Source organism: Nocardioides sp. CF8 (assembly GCF_000389985.1).
Classification (GTDB): domain Bacteria; phylum Actinomycetota; class Actinomycetes; order Propionibacteriales; family Nocardioidaceae; genus Nocardioides; species Nocardioides allogilvus.
In genome coordinates this window covers 59,620-82,233 of sequence record NZ_CM001852.1, presented here as the reverse complement: position 1 = coordinate 82,233, position 22,614 = coordinate 59,620, and the positions used below count along the sequence as shown (strand labels likewise).

At 71.9% G+C, this 22,614-nt stretch carries 19 protein-coding genes and 1 pseudogene; 8 read left to right on the top strand and 12 right to left on the bottom strand.

The genetic code is table 11. From position 1 onward, the window contains the following. Positions 1 to 11 precede the first annotated feature (11 nt). Genes CF8_RS00375 through CF8_RS00350 form a run of 6 tightly spaced genes read right to left on the bottom strand, consistent with a single transcriptional unit; the run spans position 12 to position 7,889 of the window. Positions 12 to 1,187, bottom strand: a complete 1,176-nt coding sequence (locus CF8_RS00375) for a hypothetical protein (protein ID WP_010831161.1) — start codon at positions 1,185 to 1,187, stop codon at positions 12 to 14. Continuing rightward, the gene (locus CF8_RS00370) at positions 1,184 to 2,296 is read right to left on the bottom strand and encodes a hypothetical protein (RefSeq protein WP_156887113.1); all 1,113 of its coding nucleotides are present in this window, start codon (positions 2,294 to 2,296) and stop codon (positions 1,184 to 1,186) included. Before CF8_RS00370 ends, CF8_RS00375 begins: the two co-directional genes overlap by 4 nt. Next, positions 2,293 to 3,381 (bottom strand): hypothetical protein, encoded by a 1,089-nt coding sequence (locus CF8_RS00365; protein WP_010831159.1) that lies wholly within the window; start codon positions 3,379 to 3,381, stop codon positions 2,293 to 2,295. Before CF8_RS00365 ends, CF8_RS00370 begins: the two co-directional genes overlap by 4 nt. A gap of 17 nt (positions 3,382 to 3,398) precedes the next feature. Further along, positions 3,399 to 4,301, bottom strand: coding sequence for a hydroxymethylglutaryl-CoA lyase (locus CF8_RS00360; protein ID WP_107705040.1), 903 nt, complete (start codon positions 4,299 to 4,301; stop codon positions 3,399 to 3,401). A gap of 41 nt (positions 4,302 to 4,342) precedes the next feature. Beyond that, entirely contained in the window at positions 4,343 to 6,277 is a 1,935-nt protein-coding gene (locus CF8_RS00355; protein WP_010831157.1) for an ATP-binding protein, read from the bottom strand. 55 nt (positions 6,278 to 6,332) lie between these two features. Next, on the bottom strand, positions 6,333 to 7,889 hold the full coding sequence (locus CF8_RS00350; protein ID WP_010831156.1) for a carboxyl transferase domain-containing protein: 1,557 nt from the start codon (positions 7,887 to 7,889) through the stop codon (positions 6,333 to 6,335). Positions 7,890 to 7,999: 110 nt separating this feature from the next. On the opposite strand from CF8_RS00350, the gene CF8_RS00345 reads away from it, so the two are divergent. Both CF8_RS00345 and CF8_RS00340 read left to right on the top strand, forming a co-directional pair. Beyond that, complete coding sequence (locus tag CF8_RS00345; protein ID WP_010831155.1) at positions 8,000 to 8,629, top strand: SACE_7040 family transcriptional regulator; 630 nt, start codon at positions 8,000 to 8,002, stop codon at positions 8,627 to 8,629. Then, positions 8,626 to 9,144: a ferritin gene (locus CF8_RS00340; RefSeq protein ID WP_010831154.1), complete on the top strand. Its 519-nt coding sequence runs from the start codon at positions 8,626 to 8,628 to the stop codon at positions 9,142 to 9,144. The genes CF8_RS00345 and CF8_RS00340 overlap by 4 nt, the downstream gene beginning before the upstream one ends. Before the next feature lie 22 nt (positions 9,145 to 9,166). Here CF8_RS00340 and CF8_RS00335 read toward each other — a convergent pair whose 3' ends face one another. Both CF8_RS00335 and CF8_RS00330 read right to left on the bottom strand, forming a co-directional pair. Continuing rightward, on the bottom strand, positions 9,167 to 9,841 hold the full coding sequence (locus CF8_RS00335) for an SWIM zinc finger family protein (RefSeq protein ID WP_036491761.1): 675 nt from the start codon (positions 9,839 to 9,841) through the stop codon (positions 9,167 to 9,169). Beyond that, on the bottom strand, positions 9,834 to 12,587 hold the full coding sequence (locus CF8_RS00330) for a DEAD/DEAH box helicase (protein ID WP_010831152.1): 2,754 nt from the start codon (positions 12,585 to 12,587) through the stop codon (positions 9,834 to 9,836). Before CF8_RS00330 ends, CF8_RS00335 begins: the two co-directional genes overlap by 8 nt. A 134-nt stretch (positions 12,588 to 12,721) precedes the next feature. On the opposite strand from CF8_RS00330, the gene CF8_RS00325 reads away from it, so the two are divergent. Together CF8_RS00325 and CF8_RS00320 are read left to right on the top strand one after the other, a co-directional pair. Beyond that, a complete protein-coding gene (locus CF8_RS00325) occupies positions 12,722 to 13,210 on the top strand; it encodes a glutathione peroxidase (RefSeq protein WP_010831151.1) in 489 nt (162 codons plus the stop codon). 81 nt (positions 13,211 to 13,291) lie between these two features. Next, positions 13,292 to 14,881: a DHA2 family efflux MFS transporter permease subunit gene (locus CF8_RS00320; RefSeq protein ID WP_010831150.1), complete on the top strand. Its 1,590-nt coding sequence runs from the start codon at positions 13,292 to 13,294 to the stop codon at positions 14,879 to 14,881. A gap of 15 nt (positions 14,882 to 14,896) precedes the next feature. Here the strand turns inward: CF8_RS00320 and CF8_RS00315 are convergent, their stop codons facing one another. Continuing rightward, positions 14,897 to 17,008: a RecQ family ATP-dependent DNA helicase gene (locus CF8_RS00315; protein ID WP_010831149.1), complete on the bottom strand. Its 2,112-nt coding sequence runs from the start codon at positions 17,006 to 17,008 to the stop codon at positions 14,897 to 14,899. 182 nt (positions 17,009 to 17,190) lie between these two features. Here CF8_RS00315 and CF8_RS21785 point away from each other — a divergent pair, with 182 nt between their 5' ends. Further along, positions 17,191 to 17,355 (top strand): hypothetical protein, encoded by a 165-nt coding sequence (locus CF8_RS21785; RefSeq protein ID WP_156887112.1) that lies wholly within the window; start codon positions 17,191 to 17,193, stop codon positions 17,353 to 17,355. 27 nt (positions 17,356 to 17,382) lie between these two features. Here the strand turns inward: CF8_RS21785 and CF8_RS00310 are convergent, their stop codons facing one another. Then, entirely contained in the window at positions 17,383 to 18,141 is a 759-nt protein-coding gene (locus tag CF8_RS00310; RefSeq protein WP_010831148.1) for a helix-turn-helix domain-containing protein, read from the bottom strand. Between the two features lie 41 nt (positions 18,142 to 18,182). After that, entirely contained in the window at positions 18,183 to 19,004 is an 822-nt protein-coding gene (locus CF8_RS00305; protein WP_010831147.1) for a response regulator transcription factor, read from the bottom strand. Positions 19,005 to 19,211: 207 nt separating this feature from the next. Here CF8_RS00305 and CF8_RS00300 point away from each other — a divergent pair, with 207 nt between their 5' ends. The 3 genes from CF8_RS00300 to CF8_RS00290 all read left to right on the top strand — a co-directional run bounded on the left by CF8_RS00300 (position 19,212) and on the right by CF8_RS00290 (position 22,380). Beyond that, complete coding sequence (locus CF8_RS00300; RefSeq protein WP_010831146.1) at positions 19,212 to 19,520, top strand: lactococcin 972 family bacteriocin; 309 nt, start codon at positions 19,212 to 19,214, stop codon at positions 19,518 to 19,520. A 79-nt stretch (positions 19,521 to 19,599) separates the two neighbouring features. Beyond that, a complete protein-coding gene (locus CF8_RS00295; protein WP_010831145.1) occupies positions 19,600 to 21,660 on the top strand; it encodes a hypothetical protein in 2,061 nt (686 codons plus the stop codon). A 42-nt stretch (positions 21,661 to 21,702) separates the two neighbouring features. Then, the gene (locus tag CF8_RS00290) at positions 21,703 to 22,380 is read left to right on the top strand and encodes an ATP-binding cassette domain-containing protein (RefSeq protein ID WP_010831144.1); all 678 of its coding nucleotides are present in this window, start codon (positions 21,703 to 21,705) and stop codon (positions 22,378 to 22,380) included. Here the strand turns inward: CF8_RS00290 and CF8_RS22845 are convergent. Then, positions 22,373 to 22,614 (bottom strand): annotated as a pseudogene (locus CF8_RS22845) (M56 family metallopeptidase); the annotation flags it as partial. The gene CF8_RS00290 and the pseudogene CF8_RS22845 overlap by 8 nt on opposite strands.

Below are 22,614 nucleotides of genomic sequence, written 5' to 3'. Positions count from 1 at the left end.
GACGGCGCGGGTCAGCGGCGGCGGAGCCTGCGATAGGCCCCGAGGGCGACCCGGCCGGAGCGGCTGGTCTCCATCGCCTGGACGGTCTTCTCGGCGGGGGTACGGCGCGCGATCTCGAGCTCGCGTCGGGTCTCGTCAAGGTCGCGGGCCAGGGTCGCCTCCGACTCCCGCAGCCGGGAGCCCTCGACGAGGAGGGCCTTGATCGCATCCAGGGCCGGGGGCAGCAGGTCGGCCGCGGTGGCCGTGTCGGGGTCGCTGAAGGCCTCTGCCGGCTGCCCGATCAGGTCGGCGACGTCGCCGACGACGTCGTAGCCCCGCTTCTGGATCTCCTCGACCCAGGTGCGCGACAGCTCCTGGACCCACTCGTGGGTGGCGGGCGGAAGCCCGAGGCGAGCGGACTTGGTGCGCCGCGACAGCGTCTGGTGGGCGAGCAGCTCGCGCACGAGGGGGCGGTAGTCGGGCGGGTCGACCACGGGGGTGACGCGCTTGTTGATCAGCCGCAGCAGCGCGGTCTCCGGCACCCCCATCGAGGGGTTGGCGCGCTCGGGCGTGAGGTCGAGCTCGAGCCCGTCGAGACCGAACGTGTGGCTGAACCGGCGCCACAGCTCGTCGGGCGCGGCACCCGGCCTGGGCACGGTGACGAGGTGGACCTGCTCGGGCGGCAACGTCGAGCCCCAGCGGTCGAGGATGTCGGGGATCTCCTGGGCACCCCAGAACCACGACCCGATCCGGGTGTCGCGCGCCGGGTCGCGGATCATCTCGAGGAAGTGCGAGAAGGACACCAGGCTGCGGTGCTTGACGTTCTCCTGCCACTCCGCGGGGACCTGGCGGACCAGGTCGCGCACCGACACGATCAGGTGCACCTCCACGCCCTCACCGAAGGAGGTCAGGGCCCGGTCGATCTGGGTCGGGGACGCGGTCGAGAGGATCTCGTGGCTGATGATCGAGGTCCCCGGCCAGGCCCGGACCTCCTCGGCGAGCCGGTCCCACGCACCGACGGCCTGCGTCTCGAGCCCGCCCCAGGTCAGCCGCATCAGGTCGAGGGCGGCCAGGAAGTGCCCGTCGAAGCGGTCGATCGGGTAGAGGATCCCCTGCTCGCGCAGCGACTCGCGGTTGCGGAACAAGACGTCCTGCAAGTAGGACGTGCCGGTCTTCGGGGTGCCGACGTGGAGCAGGACCTTCTTCATCCCTGTCCCTTCCACGTGTCGTCGACCAGCATGCGTACGGCGAGGTCCAGCACCTGCTGGCCGGAGGCCACACCCGGAGGCCCTGCGGCCACGGGGGCAGCCGACTCGGCCGGCACCACGGCGCGGGGATCTCCGACGACAGCGTATCCAGCGCGGCTCAGCTGCCGCGCCATGCGCTCCGCCGCCGCCTTCACCCACGCGCGGTGCTCGGCGGGCAGCGCGACGGGCGGCGTGGTGGTGGCAGGCATCCGCGGCAGCAGGGTGTGGGTCATCAGCGCAGCACGCTCGTCGGGCGGCACCAGCAGGCCGACCACCGTGGCGATCCGCCTGGCCAGCTCGGCGGCGTCGGCCCCCGGGCGGACGGGCGGTGGCAGGCGCCGTACGGCGAGGAGGTCCGGGAGCTGTGACCGGTCCAGCACGACGCGCACGTCGGGGCTCTGGGCGCGGTGGCGATCAGCGACCGCGGCGAGGTCGATGCGGGGCGGCAGCTCGTCGCGCTGCTGCCAGAAGCGCAGCCACTCCAGCCACCCGAAGGAGCCGCGCTCGAAGCAACGGCGGCTCCACACGTCGGCGAGCATCTGGTCGAGCGGCCCCCCGAGCACCAGCACCGGCGCGCCGGGACCGCCCGGCGAACGACCGTGGCTGGTGAGGTGGTCGCGCACGCCGGCGACCTCGATCGGGTCACCGGCCAGGCGGTGACGGCGGTGCCAGAACCGGTTCAGCCGCCGCGGCGGGGTCGGCACGCCGAGAGCGACGACGTCCTCGGCCAGGACGCTGGTGGCGACCCGGACCAGCTCGTCGGGAGGCAGCAGGGCCGGATCGACCGGCTGCGGCCCGTACGGCGACCGGCCGGCCCCGACCAGCGCCAGGTCCGGCTTCCCGCGACCCGGGGCCGCGGCCGTGAGCACACGGTCGGCGAGGCCGTCGGGGGCGCGACCCGCGAGGTTGAGCCGCCGCAGCAGCTCGAGCTGCTGGGCGCCGGGCAGCACCCGCGCCGTCGGCACGCCGTCGCCGGTCCACGCGTCCCACGGAGTCGTCCCGCCCGCGCACAGGTGAGCGACCCAGCCCCAGGCGCGAGCGGTCCCCGGGACCGACGGCTCGGAGCTCAACGCTCGCGCAGCCGACGGGCCTGCTGGCGCAGCTTGCGCCCGAGGTCGTCGGGCGAGGTGCGCTCGGCCGCCTCGCGGGTCATCGTCGTCAGGGCGTCGAGGGCAGCACCCAGCTGCAGCTTGGGGCTGACCCGGTCAGGGTCGCGCCACTGCTTGTCGGGGTTGGGACGGATCGGGCGGAGGTCCTCGACGTCGCCGATCACGTCGACGCCGCTGTCCTTGATCCAGTCGATCCACTGCTGGGCCTGCGCCTCGGCGAAGTCGAAGCGGTCGGGCGGCAGCCTGACCGGGAAGGAGTCGCGGGCGACCAGCACCTCCTGGGCCAGCAGCTCGCGGATCAGCCCGTCATAGGTCGCATCGCGCCACATCGGCAGCTCGAGGCGACGGTTGAGGCGGCGTACGAGCTGGGTCTCGGCGATGCCGAGGGACCGGTTGGAGCGCTCGGAGTCGAGCGGCGCCCAGGCGGGGTCGATGCCGAAGGCGCTGCAGAACCGGAACCACAGCTCGTTGCCCGTCGGACCGCGGTCGTGCGGGACGGTGACGACGTGCACGCGCTCGGGCGGCAGCTTGGCGCCCCAGTTGCCGAGCACGCTGGGCAGGTCCATCGCGCTGCGGAACCACGTCTGCCCGCGCTCGACCTTGTTGAGGAAGCGCTGGAAGGTCCACTTGCGACCCTGCTTGATGCTCTCCTGCCACGCCGCCGGTAGCTGGCGCCCGAGGTCGCGCGCGGAGTAGACGACGTGGACCTCGCTGTCGGAGAGGTCGTTCATCACCCGCGCGATCGTGTCGGGCTTGGCCGGCGCGAGGATCTCGTGACTGATCACCACGGTGCCTCGGGCCTTGCGGACGCGCTTGACCATCGTGTCCCAGGAACCGTCGGCGTGCCCGGGACTGCCGCCCCAGTCCTGGTCGAGCAGGTCGAGCGCCGCGCGGAAGTGGAACAGGTCGGCGTCGACGAACCGGTTCTTGGTCGGGATCGTCACGCCGTGCTCGGCCAGCGAGGCCTGGTTGAGCATCAGCCGGTCCTGAAGGTAGGTCGTCCCGGTCTTCGGGGCGCCGATGTGGAGATAGACGACGCGGCTCATGGGGCCATCCTGCCCGATCAACCGGCAGCGAGCGCGCGCACCACGGCACTTGGGCTGGGGCGCCCGAGGTGCTGCGCCATCCAGACGCTGGTCTGCACGACCGCGTCGAGATCCACGCCGGTCTCGATGCCGAGACCGTTGAGCATCCACACGAGGTCCTCGGTGGCGAGGTTGCCCGTGGCGCTCTTGGCATAGGGGCACCCGCCGAGCCCGCCCGCGCTGGCGTCGTACGTCGAGATGCCCTCCTGCAACGCGGAGTAGGTGTTGGCGAGGGCCTGGCCGTAGGTGTCGTGGAAGTGCATGGCGAGGTCGTCGACGTGCATCCCGGCACCGACGAAGCCGGCGATCAGCTCCTTGACGTGCCCGGCCGTGCCGACGCCGATCGTGTCGCCGAGGCTGAGCTGGCTGGCGCCGAGGTCGAAGAGCCGCTTGCCGACGCCGACGACCTGCTCGATCGGCACGGCACCCTCCCACGGGTCGCCGAAGCACATGGAGACATAGGCCCGCACGTCGAGCCCGGCCGCCCGCGCCCGGGTGACGGTCGGCTCGAACATCGCGAACTGCTCGTCGAGCGAGCGGTTGAGGTTCTTGTTCGCGAACGTCTCGGTCGCGCTGCCGAAGATCGCGATGTGCTTGAGGCCGAGCTCGAGGGCCCGGTCGAGGCCGCGCTCGTTGGGGACGAGGACGGGCATGTCCCGCCCCGCGTCACCGAGCGCGGTCATCACGTCCGCCGCGTCGGCGAGCTGCGGAACCCACTTCGGGTGCACGAAGCTGGTCGCCTCGACGATCGGCAGCCCCGCGGCCACGAGCCGCTGGATGAACTCGACCTTCACCTCGGTCGAGATGACGCCCTTCTCGTTCTGCAGGCCGTCGCGGGCGCCGACCTCGTAGATCGTGACCTTGCTGGGCAGTGTGCTCACTCGTTGCTCCTCGGTTTCGACACGCTCGCTGCGCTCGCTGCTCAACCAGCGGAGACGGGCTCGACGACAATCAGGGTGGCGCCGAGCGCGACCTGCTGGCCGGCCGCGACGTTGACCTCGGTGACGGTGCCGGCGAACGGCGCCTTCAGCGCGAGCTCCATCTTCATCGCCTCCATCGCTCCCAGCGTCTCACCCTCGACAACCTGCTGGCCGACGGCGACGAGGACGTCGAGGACGGTCCCGGGCATCGGCGCGACCAGCGTGCCGTCGCCCAGTGCGGGACCGTGGTCGCCGAACGCGTCGGGCCGCTCGAACACGAAGCGCTGCCCGTGCCGCGACACCTCGATCGTGTGGGCCTGGGCGTTGACGATGGCCAGCTCGTCGAGCCCGTCGATGGTGAGTACGGCGACGTGGTCGGCCAGCCGGCGCTCGCGCACCGATCGCCGCACGCCGTCGGAGCCGACGATCGCGCTGGCCGCGACGTCGACGCGGAGCTCGTGCAGCTCGCCGCCGTGCTCGAGCGCCACCAGGGTCGGCGCCGTCGGGCCGGCCGAGCGCCAGCCGTCGGGGGTGAACGGATCGCCGGGGTTGTCCGCGAAGCGCGGGCTGTGCAGCGCTGCGTCGACCCAGGCCGCCAGCAGGAGCGGGATCTCCGGCGACGGCGCCGGGACCTCCGCGGTGTCCAGCCAGGCGGTGTCGATCGTCGCGTCGCGGAACTCGTCGCTCGCGGCGAGGGCCCGGACGAAGCCGAGGTTGGTGGTCAGGCCGAGGACGGCCGAGCCGTCGAGGGCGGCGACGAGGTTGGCGCGCGCCGCCTCACGGTCCTCGCCCCAGGCGATCACCTTGCCGAGCATCGGGTCGAAGCTGGTGCTGACGACCTGGCCGGACTCGAGGGCGTGGTCGACCCTCGCCGAGGACGCCCAGCGGACCAGGTCGGCGCGGCCGGCCTGGGGCAGGAAGCCCCCGAACGAGTCCTCGGCATAGACCCGCGCCTCGATGGCGTGGCCCGCCAGCGTGACGTCGGCCTGGTCGAAGCCGAGCTCCTCGCCGTCGGCGATGCGGAGCTGGAGCTCGACGAGGTCGATGCGCTCGCCGCGGACCCGCACGATCTCCTCGGTGACCGGGTGCTCGACCTGGAGGCGGGTGTTCATCTCGAGGAAGTAGACCTCCCCGCTGTCGGAGTCGAGGAGGAACTCGACGGTGCCGGCGTTGGTGTAGCCGACCTCGCGCGCCAGGTTCACCGCGCTGGTCGTGATGACCTCGCGCTGGGCCTCGGTGATCGTCGGGGCCGGCGCCTCCTCCAGCACCTTCTGGTGCCGGCGCTGCGTCGAGCAGTCGCGCTCGAAGAGGTGGACCGCGTTGCCGTGCGCGTCGGCGAAGACCTGCACCTCGATGTGACGGCCGTGCTCGACGTACTTCTCGATCAGGATCGTGTCGTCGCCGAACGCCGTGAGCGCCTCGCGCTTCGCGGCGGCCAGCGCTGCGGCGTACTCACCCTGGCTCCGGACGATGCGCATGCCCTTGCCGCCGCCGCCGGCTGCGGCCTTCACGAGGACGGGATAGGAGTACGTCGATGGGTCGGCGTCCGTGGAGTAGGACGGGACGACGGGGACGCCCGCGGTGATGGCGATCTCGCGGGCGGCGTCCTTCTTGCCCATCTTGTCCATGACGTCGGCGCTCGGGCCGACCAGCACCAGGCCCTCGGCCCCCTCGATGGCGCGCGCGAAGGCGGACCGCTCGGAGAGGAAGCCGTAGCCGGGGTGGATCGCGTCGGCGCCGACCTCACGCGCGGCGGCGACGATGGCGTCGACGTCGAGGTAGCTCGGCACCTCGACCACCTCGTCGGCCGCGCGGACGTGCAGGCCGTCGCGGTCGTTGGCGGTGTGGACAGCGACGGTGCGGATGCCGAGGGCGCTGGCGGTGCGCATGATGCGCAGCGCGATCTCGCCGCGGTTGGCGACCAACAGGGTCTTCATAGTGCTCCTTGGTTTCGACACGCTCGCTGGCGCTCGCTGCTCAACCGGCGGGTGTTCACATTCGGAAGATGCCGTAGGAGGGAGCCGGGACCGGGACGCGCGCGGCGACCGCCAGTCCCATGCCGAGGACGCGGCGGGTGTCGGCGGGGTCGATGACGCCGTCGTCCCACAGTCGCGCGGTCGAGTAATAAGGAGAGCCCTGCGTCTCGTACTGCTCGCGGATCGGTGCCTTGAACGCCTCGACCTGCTCGTCGGTCTCCAGGTCGGTGCGCACGGTGGCGAGCACGCCCGCGGCCTGCTCGCCGCCCATCACCGAGATCCGGGCGTTCGGCCACATCCACAGGAAGCGGGGGTCGTAGGCCCGCCCGCACATGCCGTAGTTGCCGGCGCCGAACGAGCCGCCGATGACGACCGTGAACTTCGGGACGACGCTGCAGGCGACCGCCGTGACGAGCTTCGCGCCGTCGCGGGCGATGCCGCGGTTCTCGTACTCCCGCCCGACCATGAAGCCGGAGATGTTCTGCAGGAAGACCAGCGGGATGCCGCGCTGGTTGCACAGCTCGATGAAGTGCGCGCCCTTGAGCGCGGACTCGCTGAACAGGATGCCGTTGTTGGCGATGATGCCCACGTCGTAGCCGTGGATCTTCGCGAAGCAGGTCACCAGCGTCTCGCCGTACAGCTTCTTGAACTCGTGCATCCGGCTGCCGTCGACGATGCGGCGGATGACCTCGCGGACGTCGTACGGCGTGCGGGTGTCCGTCGGCACGACGTCGTAGAGCGACTCCGGCGGCTCGTGGGGCTCCTCGACCTCCCCGGGTGCGCGACCGGCGGCGGTCTGCGTCGGCAGGGTGGCGACGATGCTGCGCACGATCCGCAGCGCGTGTGCGTCGTCGTCGGCCAGGTGGTCGACGACGCCGCTCTTGCGGGCGTGGACGTCACCGCCGCCGAGGTCCTCGGCCGTGACGACCTCGCCGGTCGCGGCCTTCACCAGCGGCGGGCCGCCGAGGAAGATCGTGCCCTGGTTCTTGACGATCACGGACTCGTCGCTCATCGCGGGGACGTAGGCGCCGCCGGCCGTGCAGGAACCCATGACGCTGGCGATCTGCGGGATGCCGCGGCCGCTGAGGTTGGCCTGGTTGAAGAAGATCCGGCCGAAGTGCTCGCGGTCGGGGAAGACGTCGTCCTGCATCGGGAGGAAGGCGCCGCCCGAGTCGACGAGATAGATGCAGGGCAGGTGGTTGTCGCTGGCGATCGTCTGCGCGCGCAGGTGCTTCTTGACCGTCATCGGGTAGTAGGTGCCGCCCTTGACGGTGGCGTCGTTGGCGACGACCACCACCTCACGGCCCTCGACCCTGCCGATCCCGGTGACGACGCCGGCGGCGGGGACGGCGTTGTCGGCGCCGTACATCCCGGTGGCGGCCAGCGGGCTCAGCTCGAGGAACGGACTGCCCGAGTCGAGCAGCCGGTCCACCCGGTCGCGGACGAGGAGCTTGCCCCGGCCGGTGTGCTTGGCGCGGGCGCTCTCCGAACCACCCTGGCGAACCAGCGCCAGCCGCTCCCGGAGGTCGTCGACGAGGTCGCGCATGGAGGGTGTGCTGGAATCGGCGGTCACGTGTGCAGGTTAGCGATCGTTAACCTGCGGCGTCCAGTGCGCGGGGCTCGGGCGAGGATTTCCGCACACGCATGTCATCCCTCGGGGTTAGCGAGCGCTAACCTCAACGCATGACGAGCCGGGCGGGGAGCGAGCCGAGCACCCCCAGCCGGCGCCAGCAGATCCTCGACATCGCCGCGGACCTGTTCGCCCACCGCGGCTTCCACGGCGTCTCCGTGGCCGACCTCGGCGCCGCCTGCGGCATCTCCGGCCCGGCGCTCTACAAGCACTTCCCCAGCAAGGACGCCGTGCTCGCCGAGATGCTGGTCACGATCAGCGAGCGACTCCTGGCCGAGGGCACGGCACGCGTGCAGTCCTCGTCGGACGCCGTGTCGGCCATCGAGGCACTCGTCGAGTGGCACATCGAGTTCGCCCTCGAGCACCGCGCGCTCATCGTCGTCCAGGACCGCGACTGGTCGTCGCTGCCGGACGCCGCCCGTGAGCGGGTGCGCAGCCTGCAGCGTGAGTACGTCGATGTGTGGGCCGACCAGCTCAAGCGCGCGCACCGCGGCCTGCACACCGACCGGGCCCGAGCGATGGCGCACGCCGCCTTCGGGCTGCTCAACTCCACGCCCCACAGCGGGCTGATCCCGGATCGGCAGATGCACGACCTGCTGCGCGAGATGGCGCTCGGCGCCCTGCGCCCACCCGGCCCGGCCGGCACCGGCACCTCCTGGGGAGCCGATAGAGTCGAGGCATGAAGCTCAGCGCGAAGCTCGAAGAGGCGTTCAACGCACAGATCACCCTGGAGTTCCAGGCTTCCCTGGTCTATCGCCAGCTCGCCATCGAGCTCGAGCTCATGGACCTGCCCGGCATGGCGGCCTGGCTGCGCCACCAGGCCGACGAGGAGATCGTCCACGCCAACAAGTTCATCGACCACGTCGCCGACCGCGACGGACACCCGGTCATCGGCGCCACCACCGCTCCCAAGGTCACGGTCACCTCGGTGCTCGACGCGTTCAGGTCTGCGCTCGCACACGAGGAGAAGGTCTCGGAGTCGATCCGCAACCTCTACCGCACCGCCGAGGCCGAGGGCGACCTCGACTCCCGGCCGCTCCTCAACTGGTTCATCGAGGAGCAGGTGGAGGAGGAGGCGACCGTCAAGGAGATCGTCGGTCGCGTCACGATGATCAACGACGACGGTCCCGGCCTGCTGCGCCTCGACGAGGAGCTCGGCGCCCGCCCGGCCTCGACCACCGAGGCCAAGCGGGGCTGACCCAGCCCGGCGCAGTACCCGATCACTCGTCCGCGAGCAGACGGGCGAGGTCCCGCTCTGCGCGCAGGGCCGCCTCCTCCGCGATCGCCAGGTCGTCGATCTCGTCGTCGACGCCGTCAGCGCGCGGACGCGACTGGCTGAGCGCGTGCAGCCGGGCCAGCACCTCGTCGCGGGCGAGGCCTCGCAGCTGGAAGAGCACGAACGGGTCGCGCTGGACCAGCCACGCGAGCTGGGTGAGCACCGCCAGCGCGTGCGGACAGGGGTCCAGCCAGGTCTCGCAGGAGCAGGCAGAGCCCAGCTCGCCGCCGTACGGCAGCAGCTCGACCCCGGCCTCCTCCACCGACTCCACGAACTGGTGGGGCAGGTCGCCCGCCATCAGTGCCGCGATGCGCCCTGCCTCGGCGGCGATCAGCTCCACCAGCACCGACTGATCGTCGGCGGCCAGCACGGGCACGGTGCCGGTCACGGTGTAGGCGTCGTCCCCGTCGACGACCGCGGCGACGAACGCGCCCGCGGCGACGGTGATGGCGCCGACGTCGCCGGCCCGCGCGTGGGCGCGGCCGCGCTTCAGCTCCGCGGCGGAGAAGGCCGCCTCCTCGACCGCCCGGAGGAACGCCTTGCTCCACCAGGTGCTGGGCGCACCACCGCGCCGCGGCGGGAACCGGGGGTGGGTCACTCCGCCGACGAGCTCAGTCATCTTCGGCACCGGGCGTGCGTCGCAGGGTGACGAGGTCGCGCAGGTCGTCGTTGCTCAGCTCGGTCAGCGCGGTCTCACCGCGCGCAAGCACCGAGTCGGCCAGCGACCTCTTGCGGGCGAGCAGCTCGGCGATCTTCTCCTCGATGGTGCCCTCGGTGATGAAGCGGTGCACCTGCACGGGCTTGGTCTGGCCGATCCGGTAGGCCCGGTCGGTGGCCTGGTCCTCGACCGCGGGGTTCCACCACCGGTCGACGTGGATGACGTGGTCGGCGCGGGTCAGGTTGAGCCCGGTGCCGCCGGCCTTGAGCGAGAGCAGGAAGACCGGGGTCTCGCCCTCCTGGAAGCGCGCGACCATCCGTTCGCGCTCGGCGACGGGCGTGCCGCCGTGCAGGAACTGGTGGGTGACCCCGGCCTTGCTGAGGTGCTGCTCGAGGAGGCGGGCCATGGCGACGTACTGCGTGAAGAGGAGGACGGCGCCGTCCTCGGCGAGCACCGTGCCGATCAGCTCGTCGAGGAGGTCGAGCTTCTCCGAGCGGCCCGCGAGCTTGGGGTTGGTCTGCTTGAGGAAGTGGGCCGGGTGGTTGCAGATCTGCTTGAGGCCGGTGAGCAGCTTGAGCACCAGCCCGCGCCGGGTCTCCTCGTCGGCCTCCTCGATGCGGCGCATGCAGTCGCGGACGTAGGTCTCGTAGAGCACGACCTGTTCGCGGGTCAGGCCGAGCAGGTGGTCGGTCTCGGTCTTCGGCGGCAGCTCCGGGGCGATGCCGGGGTCGGACTTGCGCCGGCGCAGCAGGAAGGGCCCGATCAGGTCCGCGAACCGCCTGGTCACCGCCGGGTCGACGCCCGCCTCGATCGGCGCGGCCCACACCTTGCGGAACGCGTTGCGGCTGCCGAGCAGGCCGGGGATCGCCCAGTCGAGGATCGCCCAGAGCTCGGTGAGGTTGTTCTCGACCGGGGTGCCGGTCAGCGCGACCCGGGCCGCGCTCGGGATCGTGCGCAGCGCTCGCGACGTCGAGGACTGGGCGTTCTTGACGTGCTGCGCCTCGTCGGCAACCACGAGGTCCCACCCGACTCCGGCCAGCGCCTCGGCATCACGGCGCATGGTGCCGTACGTCGTGAGCACGAAACCGCGTTCCGCTGGTTGAGCAGCGAGCGAAGCGAGCGAGTCGGAACCAAGGCCTTCCAACGATCGCGCGGAACCGTGGAAGCGGCGCACCGGCACGCCCGGCGCGAACTTGCGGATCTCCGCCTCCCAGTTGCCGAGGAGTGAGGCGGGACAGACCACGAGCGTCGGCCCATTGCCGCGGTGCAGGTGCAGCGCGATCACCTGGACCGTCTTCCCGAGCCCCATGTCGTCGGCCAGGCAGGCACCGAGGCCGAGGTCGGTGAGCTCGGCCATCCACGTGAGCCCCTGGCGCTGGTAGTCGCGCAGGGTGGCGGCGAGTCCGGGGGGTACGGCGACGGGCTCGCCCTTGCCAGCGGCCTGCAACCGGTCGCGGACCTTGAGCAGGGAGGCGCCCACGATCGCCTCGTGCTCGACCTCCTCGACCGAGACGACGTTGGTCAGCGTCGCGGCCAGCGCGGCGGCGGGCTGGACGGTGCGGATCATCCGGCGCTTGGCCCGCTTGAGCATCGCGGGGTCGACGACGGTCCAGTTGTCGCGGATCTTGATGATCGGCGTCGCGGCGCCCGCGAGCTGGTCCATCTCCTCCTCGCTCAGCGCGTCACCGTGCAGCGCGAGCTGCCACTGGAAGCCGAAGAGCGCCTCCGGCCCGAACAACCCGGTCTGCAGCGCCTCCTCGCGCTGCGGCCCCTTCCGGGCCTCGGTGAGCTCGACCTTCGCGGTGACGTCGCGGTCGAGGTGGCGCGGCCAGAGCACGTCGACCCCGGCCTCCTTGAGGGCGGTGACGCCGGAGTCGAGCAGGCTGACGAGCTCGTCGGTGTCGAGGGTCAGCTCGTCGGGCACCCGCAGCTCGAGGAAGCGCTCCAGCACCGGCCACGCGTCGGCGGCGGCGCGCAGCGCGATGCTGGCGTGGGTGCGGGCCCGGTCGCCGAAGCCGTGGCTCGCGTCGAGACCCGACTCGGTCCACAGCACGGCGGCGTCGCACACGTGGGCCGCGTTGTCGGAGGCGTGGACCTGGAGGACGATGCGGACGGAGCCGGCGACGAGCTCGTCCTCGTCGGCCTCGATCCGCAGGGCGATGGAGACGAGCTGGGGACGGTCGTCGCTCGAGCGGGCGCGGGCGCGCGCGACGCGCTCCTGCAGCCGGCGGGTGAAGTCGGGGTCGACCCGAGGGGCGCGCGGACCCGCCTGTCCCCCGGCGACCGGCGGGCGGCGGGTCGCGATCGGAGCCGCGCGTGGCATCGCGTCCGCCACGGCGTCGAGCACCGCGCGCACGATCCCCTCGGCCGTCGCCGCGTCGAGCCCGTCATGGGACCGCGCCGCCGCGAGCTGGGTGATCCGGTCCTCGTCGGCGCGCTCGAGCGCCGCGACCTGCCACGAGAGCCCGCTCGGGTCGGGGCCGAACTTGCCGGCGGCGACCAGCCGCATGCCGAGCAGGGCCGCGCCGCTCAGCAGCGCGACGCTCGGGTGCAGGTCGTCACGGTTGTGGGCCTTGGTGAGCACCGGCAGCGCGCCCCGGATCGGCAACGCCACGGTGCGCCGCTCGTCGGAGAACTCCACCAGCCCGTCCCGGGGCGGTTCGGCCGCACGGAAGGTGGCGGGTCCGGTCACGGGCACGAAGCTCATGCACTACCTCCACCCCTCACCGACCGCGCCCGCCGGGCTTGCGCGGGCACGAAGGAGGCTAACGGGCGAGACCGACAACGAGTTCCCTCGAGTGGAACTTCAGGTGCGCCCTCCGTCCGGCTAGCCTCGCCTCCATGAGCATCCTCGACGCCCCCCTCGCCCGCCTCGACGGCACCCCCGGCACCCTCCGCGACCTCACCGGCGGCCAGCCGGCGCTGCTGGTCAACGTCGCCAGCAAGTGCGGCCTGACGCCGCAGTACTCCACCCTCGAGCAGCTGCAGGCGACGTACGCCGATCGCGGCTTCACCGTCGTCGGCCTGCCGTGCAACCAGTTCGGCGGTCAGGAGCCGGGCAGCAGCGAGGAGATCGCGGAGTTCTGCTCGTCGACCTACGGCGTGAGCTTCCCGATGTCGGAGAAGGTCGAGGTCAACGGCGAGGGCCGCCACGAGATCTACTCGCAGCTCGTCGAGACGCCCAACGAGAAGGGCGAGAGCGGCGACGTGCAGTGGAATTTCGAGAAGTTCCTGGTCGACGCCGACGGTGTCGTGGTGGCGCGCTTCAACCCCGGCGTCGAGCCCGACGACGCGCTGGTCACCGGCGGGATCGAGTCGCTGCTCGGCTGATCAGGCCGGCGCCGCGGGCGTGACCAAGCGCACCGCGATAATGATTGGATAGTTGCCAACGTCAATCAATAACCTTGCCGGGTGACTACCGACATCCAGAGCCAGCCCGGCCAGACCGGCCCCGCTGAGAACAGTGACAAGCTCGACAAGAGCGTCCTGATGGTTGCGGGCGTCGTCGTCCTCGGCGCCATCATGTCCATCCTCGACATCACCGTCGTCTCCGTCGCGCTGAACACCTTCCAGGAGGAGTTCGACGCCACCGCGGCCGCGGTCGCGTGGACGATGACGGGCTACACCCTGGCCCTCGCGAGCGTCATCCCGCTCACGGGCTGGGCTGCCGACCGCTTCGGCACCAAGCGGCTCTACCTCCTCGCCGTCCTCCTCTTCACCGCCGGCTCGGTGCTCTGCGCAACCGCGACGTCGCTGGAGATGCTGGTGCTCTACCGCGTCCTCCAGGGCCTCGGTGGCGGCATGCTGATGCCGCTCGGCATGACGATCCTGACCCGCGCCGCCGGCCCGGAGCGCATCGGTCGCGTCATGGCCGTGCTCGGCATCCCGATGCTGCTCGGCCCGATCTTCGGCCCGATCATGGGCGGCGCCCTGATCGACTCCGTGTCGTGGCACTGGATCTTCCTGATCAACCTGCCGATCGGCATCGGCGCGATGGTCTATGCCTGGATCGTGCTGCCGAAGGACGACGTCGAGCCGTCGGAGACCTTCGACTGGCTCGGCATGCTGCTGCTCTCCCCGGGTCTGGCCGCGTTCTTGTACGGCGTCAGCTCGATCCCCGAGCACGGCACCGCGATGGCCCGCGAGGTCATGGTCCCGATGGTGCTCGGCATCGTGCTGATCGTCGCCTTCGTGCCGTGGGCCCTGGCCAGGCGCAACCTGCACCCGCTCGTCGAGCTGCGCCTGTTCAAGAACAAGGACATGACCGTGGCCGTGCTCGCGATGATGCTGTTCGCGATCGCATTCTTCGGCGCCTCGCTGCTCTTCCCGCTCTACTTCATCCAGGTCCGTGGCGAGGACGCCCTCGGCGCCGGCCTGCTCCTGGCCCCGCAGGGCATCGGCGCGATGATCACCATGCCGATCGCCGGGATCCTGGCCGACAAGATCGGCCCCGGCAAGATCGTGCTCGTCGGCATCACCGTCATCACGGTCGGGATGGCGATGTTCACGCAGATCGGCGCGGACACGTCCTACCCCTACATGCTCGCCGCGCTGTTCATCATGGGCCTGGGCATGGGCGGCACGATGATGCCGATCATGACCGCCGCCCTCGCGACGCTCACCGCGCACAACGTGGCCCGCGGCTCGACCCTGCTCAACATCACCCAGCAGGTCGCCGCGTCGATCGGCACCGCGCTCTTCTCGGTGATCCTCACCAACGAGCTGGTCAAGAGCGACGCCGTCGCGCAGGCGGGTGCGGTCAACGCCGCCGCCGAGGGCAGCGACGATCCCAACGTCATCGCCCAGGCCGCGCAGTCGCTCGGCATCGACCCCGCCTCGCTGCAGGCGCTGTTCGCCCGGGCCACCGAGGACATGGCGTCGTCGTTCGCAACGGTCTTCATCGTCGCGACCTTCCTCGTCGCCTGCTGCCTGGTGCCGGCGGCGTTCCTGCCCCGCAAGAAGGTCGCGCCCGTCGACCCGGCCGCGATGATCGGTCACTGACCGGGCGGCGGTGGGTCAGGTCTGGGTGCCGAGCGTGAGGGGCAGTACGGCGGTCGCGCCGGCTGCTCGCAGGGCGGCGCCCGCGACCGTCAACGTCCAGCCGCTGACGACGAGGTCGTCGACGAGCAGCACCGGACCGGCGGGCACGTCGGCGAGCAGGTCGTAGCGGCGCTTCACGGCCGCGACCCGCTGGGCCGAGTTGGCGGCACCCTGGCCGGGGACGACGGTCTCGTCGACGATCGCGAACCGGCCGACGATCGGGATCTGCATGACCCGCGACAACCCGGTCGCGAGGTCGCCGACGAGCTGGGGCCGGGTCGCGGACTCGATGCCGACGATGGCCACCGGTCGCTCGGCCCAGCCGGCGGACCAGTCCTTCATCACGGTCAGCAGCGCCGCGGCGAGCGACGGCGGCACCGGGCCGTCCTCGGCGCCCGCCCGGAAGAGCGCACGCAGGGCCTGGCCGTGGCCGAGGTCGGTGAGCCGGGCGATGGCCCGCCCCTCCGCGGGACCGTCGGCGATCTTGCCCTTGAGCTCGAGCCCGAGGTTGGCCAGCGCCGTCGGCCACAGCTTGCGCGGCTCGATCGCGACGCCGGGGCGCGAGAGAGCCTCGCCCGCCTCCGCGACGGCCGCGTCGGACACCACGCTGGACAGGGTGAGCCCGCCGCAGTTGTCACAGCGACCGCAGTCGGCGGCCTCCGGGTCGTCGAGCTGCGAGCGCAGGAACCGCATCCGGCACTCGGTCGTGTCGAGGTAGGTCAGCATCGCGTCCTGCTCACGCTGCCGAGCCTCGGCGACGCGGGCGTAGCGCTCGGCGTCGTAGGACCACTCCTGGCCGGTGGCGATCCACCCGCCCTGGACGCGGCGTACGGCGCCGTCCACGTCGAGCACCTTGAGCAGCGTCTCGAGCCTGTTGCGGCTGAGCTCGACGTACGTCTCCAGCGCGACCGTGCTCATGGCACCCGGGGCATCGGCCAGCACGGACAGCGTCTGGCGCACGAGCTGCTCGGGCGGGAAGGCCAGCGAGGCGAAGTAGGCCCAGATGTCGCGGTCCTCGATCTGGGGCAGCAGCACGACCGTCGCGTCGTCGGTGCCGCGGCCGGCGCGGCCGACCTGCTGGTAGTACGCAACCGGCGACTGCGGGGCACCGAGGTTGATGACGAACCCCAGGGCGGCGTCGAAGCCCATGCCGAGCGCGGAGGTCGCGACGAGCGCCTTGACCCGGCCCTCGACCAGCGCGGTCTCGAGCGCCTGCCGCTCGGTGGTGTCGGTCTGGCCGGAGTAGGCGGCCACCTCGTGACCCCGGTCGCGCAGGTAGGCCGCGACCTCCTGGGTGGCGGCGACGGTGAGGCAGTAGATGATCCCGGAGCCGGGCTGCTCGGAGAGGTGGTCGGCCAGCCAGGCCAGCCGCTGCTCGGCGGTCTTGAGCCGGACCACGCCGAGCCGCAGGGACTCACGGTCGAGCGAGCCGCGGAGCACGAGGACGTCGCGGCCGAGCTGCTCGGCGACGTCGGCGGTCACCCGCTCGTTGGCGGTCGCGGTCGTCGCCAGCACCGGGATGCCCTCGGGCAGGGTGTCGAGGAGGGTGCGGATCCGGCGGTAGTCGGGGCGGAAGTCGTGGCCCCAGTCGGAGATGCAGTGGGCCTCGTCGACGACGAGCAGGCCGCAGGTCGCCGCCAGCCGCGGCATCACCTCGTCGCGGAAGCCGGGGTTGTTGAGGCGCTCGGGAGACACGAGGAGCACGTCGACCTCGCCGGCGTTGATCGCGTCGTTGATCGGCTGCCACTGCTCGATGTTGGTGGAGTTGATCGTCACCGCCCGGATGCCGGCGCGCTCGGCGGCGGCGATCTGGTTGCGCATCAGCGCGAGCAGCGGGGAGACGATCACGGTCGGCCCGGCACCGCGCGAGCGCAGCAGGAGGGTCGCCACGAAGTAGACCGCCGACTTGCCCCAGCCGGTGCGCTGGACGACGAGGGAGCGGCGGGCGTCGACGGCCAGCGCCTCGATCGCCGACCACTGGTCGTCGCGGAGCACGGCGTCGTCGCGCCCGACCAGCGCTCGCAGGTGGGCCTCCGCCTCGAGGCGCACCTCGTCGCGGGAGGTCGTGGCTGCTGCAGTCGCGGTCATGGGGCCCTGTCTACCAGCCGCCACGGACACCCTCGTCGTTCGTCGGACCGCGACCACGCAGTGGCACCTTTGCGCCAGCGCGATGGGGCCAGATCGAAACCCTGTTCGCTCGCGGTCCGCGCCGACAGGGTTGCGGTGTGGGCCGCCACCGGGCGGCCCCGCCGATGGGGGAGGACCCAGCCATGACTCGCTCCGCACGCTCGTTCGCCGCACTTCTCGCCACCGCCATGCTCGTCGGCGCCGGGGCCGGGGCGCTCGCCCTCGACGCCCCGGACGACGCGACCCGGGACGGCCTCGTCCAGGTCGCCGGCAGCGCCGATGGCTCGGACGCCTTCGACTGGGAGTGACCCGCGACGCCCGGGAGGGCTGCGCCGCTAGTCGAGCCAGCCCTTCCGGACCGCGTTGACCCCGGTCTGGAACCGACTCTGGGAGTCCAGCCGATCCGAGAGGGCGGCCACCATGCGGCGTACGGTCCGCAGCGACACCCCGAGCGCCGTCGCGACCTCCTGGTCCTGGGCACCGTCGGCCAGCATGGTGACGACGAGCCGCTCCTGGTCGGTCAGGTCGGCGGTCTGCTGCACGCGTCCGAAGGGCAGCGCGCCCTGCCAGTAGGTGTCGAACAGTGCCCGCAGCCCGGTGAGGACAGCGGGCGTGCGCACCACGAGCGCTCCCAGCGAGGTCTGGTCGGCCTTGATGGGCAGCAGTGCCACCTCGCCGTCCAGCAGCAGCATCCGCAACGGCAGGCTCGGCGTCGTGCGGTATTCCGCGCCGAGGTCCGAGAGGTGCCGGACGTGTCGCCGCGTCGCGGCCGAGCGCGTCGCGCTGGTGAGGTAAAGGTTGCGCAGGCGTACGCCGCGGGCCAGCGCTGCCTCGTCGAGCGGCAGCCCGGCCCGCATGGCCGCCTCGCTCTGGCCACCACCGGGTGACATCGCGAGCGCCTCCGTCGTCGTGCGCTCCTGCTGGTCGCTCAGCCAGCGCCGTACCTCCTCGACGCCGTGCAGGGTCTCCACCGTCGGCGCCTGCGCGGAGCCGGTGACGATGCGCTCCATCAGCCGGGCCAGCTCGAGCTCGCGCTCCTCGGCCGCGGTGGCGAGCGCGAAGATCTGACCCTGCTGGTCCTCGATCAGGGCCATGAGGCGCCTCGAGAACTCGGGGCCCCCGGCGGACGGCGCGCTCACACGAGACCCTGTCGGGCGGCGCGGACGCCGAGCTGGAATCGGGTCTCGGCGCCGAGATCGCCGCGCATCGCCGCGAGCAGGCGCACCAGCTTGCGGACCGAGATGCCCATGGCCCGCGCGATCGCCTCGTCGGTCGCGCCGGTGGCGAGCAGGGCGGCCAGCCGCTGGTGCTCGAGCAGGCTGTCCCCCTCGTGCAGGCGCAGCGGCTTGCCCGGTGTGTCCAGGGTCGCGGCCTGCTGCCAGACGGCGTCGAAGAGCCCGCTCAGGGCGACCGCGGCGGAGTCGTGGCGCAGCAGGACGGCGCCACCGTCACCGCCCTCCGAGAGCAGGGCGGTGTGACGGTCCGCGATCATCATGCTGACCGGCAGCTCGTCGACGCTGCGCCACTCGACCCCGTGGCCGAGGACCTGGACGGCCTGCTCCACCTCGTGCGTGAGGTCGAGCCGCGACACGACGACGCGCACGCGCGCACCGCGGACGATCGCCGCGCTGAAGGGGGCGGGGTTGGCCTCGGGCGACAGGACGATCGGGCGCCAGTCCTTCGCGAGGAAGACCAGCAGCTCCTCGCGGCACTGCCAGGCGAGCAGCTCGTGCCGCGACTGCAGGGACTCCGCCGGCACCTGCACCTCGGCGTCGTCGTCCTCCGGCTGGGCCATCGCCGCGAGCAGGTCGGTGAGGTCGCGCGCCGAGCGCTCCAGCGCGGCGGTCCGCTCCTGGACCTCCCAGACCGCCCGCTGGGCGATCAGCGCCAGGTCGGCGTCGGGCACGTCCCGGCCGGCGTCACCGAGACGTCGTGCGGGATCGGCTGATGGGTCCACGTCGACGTCCCCTCCGAGTGGCGTCAGGCGGTGTGCGCGCTCAACCTACGACACCGGTGCGCCCGGTCGCGTGCGGATGTCCTCTTTGCGCATGCGGAGGGGTGCCACCGGAATCGATGGACGCGCCCCGACCGCGCGATCCAAGGTCGTTCCACGAGATCGACACACCCAGGTCTCGCAGAGATCCCACCCCACAAGGAGAAGCTCATGAACATTCGCAAGGCCGCAGTCTCCGTCGCCACCGGCGCCCTGCTGTCCGTCGGCGTCGCAGCGCCCGCCATGGCCGCCTTCACCACCGACTACGTGAGCGGAGGCACGTGGTACCACGGCACCGGCGGCGGCAAGGTGAAGTCGAACTACTACCACGGTGGTCGCTACCACAAGAGCTCCGTGCGCTACGGCTGGGGCGACGGCACCCTCGTCTCGTCGGGCTGCAAGGCGCCGGGCTACTGGTCGTACGCTTCGCACGACGACACCATGTGGGTCGACGAGACCTACTACAACTTCTGCGACTGACGGCCTCGAGCGGCGCCCCGGACACCCGGGGCGCCGCTCGTCCCACCTGATCACCCTCACAGCCGACGGCGGACACCACATGCTGAACAAGACCTCACGACTCGCCCTGATCATCGTCATCCTGACCTCCGGCCTCGCCTCCTTCATCAGCCTGCGCGGCTTCGAGGACTTCGCCATCGGGGTCGACTGGGACGGCGTCGTGCACGTGAGCGGGTCGCTCCCGGCACTCTCGGACGAGGAGTTCGCCGACGAGGTCGCCGACATCGCTGCGGACGAGGGCGTGACCCTGACCCACTACGTGCCCGACCGCGACAACCCCACTGCCGGCGGGACCTACTTCCAGACCACCGCCCTGGACCACCACGAGCGCTGGCTCGAGACCGGCAGCTACCCCGCCTTCGCGCGGGGGCTCGACATGGACGTCAGGCCCATGGCGGAGATCGGCGACAACTACCGCCGCGGCTACTACTTCATCTCCGGCGACAGCGCCGCGATGTACGACGTCGCCAGCCGCTTCGACGACCTCGGCATGGAGGGCGACGCGCTGCCGGTCGAGATGTGGCGCAAGGTGCTGGAGACGACAGCGGACGCGCCCACCGACAGCCTGCTGCGGCTCGCGTTCTTCCTGATCATCGCGCTGACGCTCGCCGGCGCACTCCTCGCCGCCCGGCCCAGCGCCGTACGCGAGCTGCACGGCCGGTCCTTCGGCGAGAGCATCCTCTCCGACTTCGCCGCCGCCGGCCGCTCCCTCGTCGTCCTGGGCGCCGTCTACCTGCTCGCCGTCGCGGGCTTCCTCGGGTGGTACAACCAGCTCCACTGGTTCGGGACGTTCCTGCTGGTCCAGCTGGGGTTCGCCGCGGTGTTCCTCGCCTGCTTCGCCTTCTTCCACGCCGCGGCCGTCGCGGTGGTCCGGCGGATGGACATCCTCAGCCGGATCAAGGGCGAGATGCGCTCCCGCTTCGTCCACCTCTTGATGTACGGCGCCCGCCTGGCCGCCATCCCGATCGCGATCGGCGCCATCGCCCTGGTGGTGCACGAGGAGGGACTCGTCGCGGCCAAGGTCAGCGACCAGAGCGTCTGGGCCAGCACCCGCGGCAACGTGCAGCTCGGTCTCGCCAGCCACCCCACCGAGGGCAAGCAACGTGCCGCCGAGACCGCCCTGGGCGGCTGGGTGGAGCAGCAGGAGCGCGCGGGCGAGGTCGTCTTCGTCGACCGGCTGCCGATCCAGGCGTTCGACCCCGAGGGCAGCGCCGGGGTCGACCCCACCCGCGAGGCGCTGACCGTCAACAGCACCTATCTCCTCGAGCGTCCCGTCCTCGACGCCTCCGGGCGAGCCGTGACGTCCCGCGGCAACGAGGTCCTGCTCCTGGTGCCGGCAGGCCTGGCCGGCGACACGGACACCCTGGTCGACCTCGCCCGGCGCCAGGTCGAGTCGGAGCTCTACCTGCGCGAGCTCAGCAACGGCGAGACCGCCGAGGTGCCGACCGTGCGCCTGGTGCGCACCGAGCCCGGCCAGCGCCTGTTCACCTACCTCAACCAGGTCTCCGACGACCAGGACCCGTTCGTCACCGACCCGCTGGTCGTCGTGCTGCCGGCCTCGGCGCCGGTCTTCGCGCCGACCCAGTGGTCCGCCTACCTCAGCACCGGCAAGGTGATCTTCAAGGACAAGGCCCGCACCGAGGCCGCCCTCGAGCGCGACGAGCTGCTGCCCTACGTCGCCGACGTCAGCGAGATCGAGGTCACCAACGCGCTGCAGGCCCGCGAGATCGGCCTGCGGGCGAACATCTACCGGCTCAACCTGCTGGCCGTGCTCGCCGCGCTCGTCGCCACCGCGATCGGCTTCACGGTGGTGCACACCCGCCGCCACGCCTCCGCCATCTTCGCCCAGCACATCCACGGCTGGTCCTTCCTCCGTCGCCACTGGCGGCTGCTCGCGATCGACTCGGTGCTGTTGACGGCCGTGGCCCTGCGCTGGGTCGCCCAGACGCGCAGCGCGGGCTACGACCCGATGCAGCCCGAGGTCGCCCCCGAGCCCTCGGCCTGGATCCCCTGGCCCGCGATCGGCACGTCGGCGCTCCTGCTGTGGGTCGCCCTCGCGGTCCTCGGCCTGCACCTGATCCGCCGCCGCGCCGCCGACTGACGCACCCCGCCATCCCCCTACCCACGAACCCAGGAGATCGCCATGATCGAAGTCGCCGCCGCCAGCAAGTCCTTCGGGGACCGTCACCTCTGGTCCGACGTCAACCTCACCATCGAGAGCGGCGAGATGGTCGCCCTCGTCGGGCCCAGCGGGTCGGGCAAGTCGACCCTGCTCAACTGCCTCGGACTCCTGGAGCCGCTCGACGGCGGCCGGATCATGGTCGGCGGCAAGGACATCACCCGGCTGTCCCCGGGCAGGGCGCGGCGCTTCCGCCGCGACACGCTCGGCTACCTCTTCCAGAACTACGCGCTGATCGAGAGCGCCTCGGTCCGCCAGAACCTCGACGTCGTGATCGGTGTCGGCGACCGGTTCAGGCGGGCCGCCGTGCGCGAGCGGCAGGAGCGGGCCCTCGAGGCCGTCGGCATGGCCGGCCGGAGCGCCACCAAGGTCTTCACGCTCAGCGGTGGCGAGCAGCAGCGCGTCGCGCTGGCCCGGCTGCTGGTCAAGCAGCCGGCGATCATCCTCGCCGACGAGCCCACGGGCGCCCTCGACGACGACAACGCCGCGATGGTCATGCAGGCGCTCCGCAGCTTCGCCGAGCAGGGATCGGCCGTCGTCGTCGCCACCCACAGCGACTTCGTCAAGTCCCGCTCCGACCGCGTCATCGACGTCCGCACCCTGGGCCCGCAGGCCAAGGTGGTCGAGCCCGCCCTCAGGTGAGCCCCGCGAGCCAGGGGACGACGACGAACGCCGTGGGCAGCACGACCAGACCCACCGCGACGAGCGAGACGAGCACGGCCTGCACCGGCCGGGGCGAGGCCCCCAGCAGGTCGATCCGGTCGGCCAGCTCGGAGGCCGAGCCGGTCGCGGCGAGCCCGGCCGAGGGCGACGGTGCGCCGGCCAGGCCGACGAGCGCCCGGGCCAGCGGCTGGGCGCCGGCGTCGCGGGGGGCGG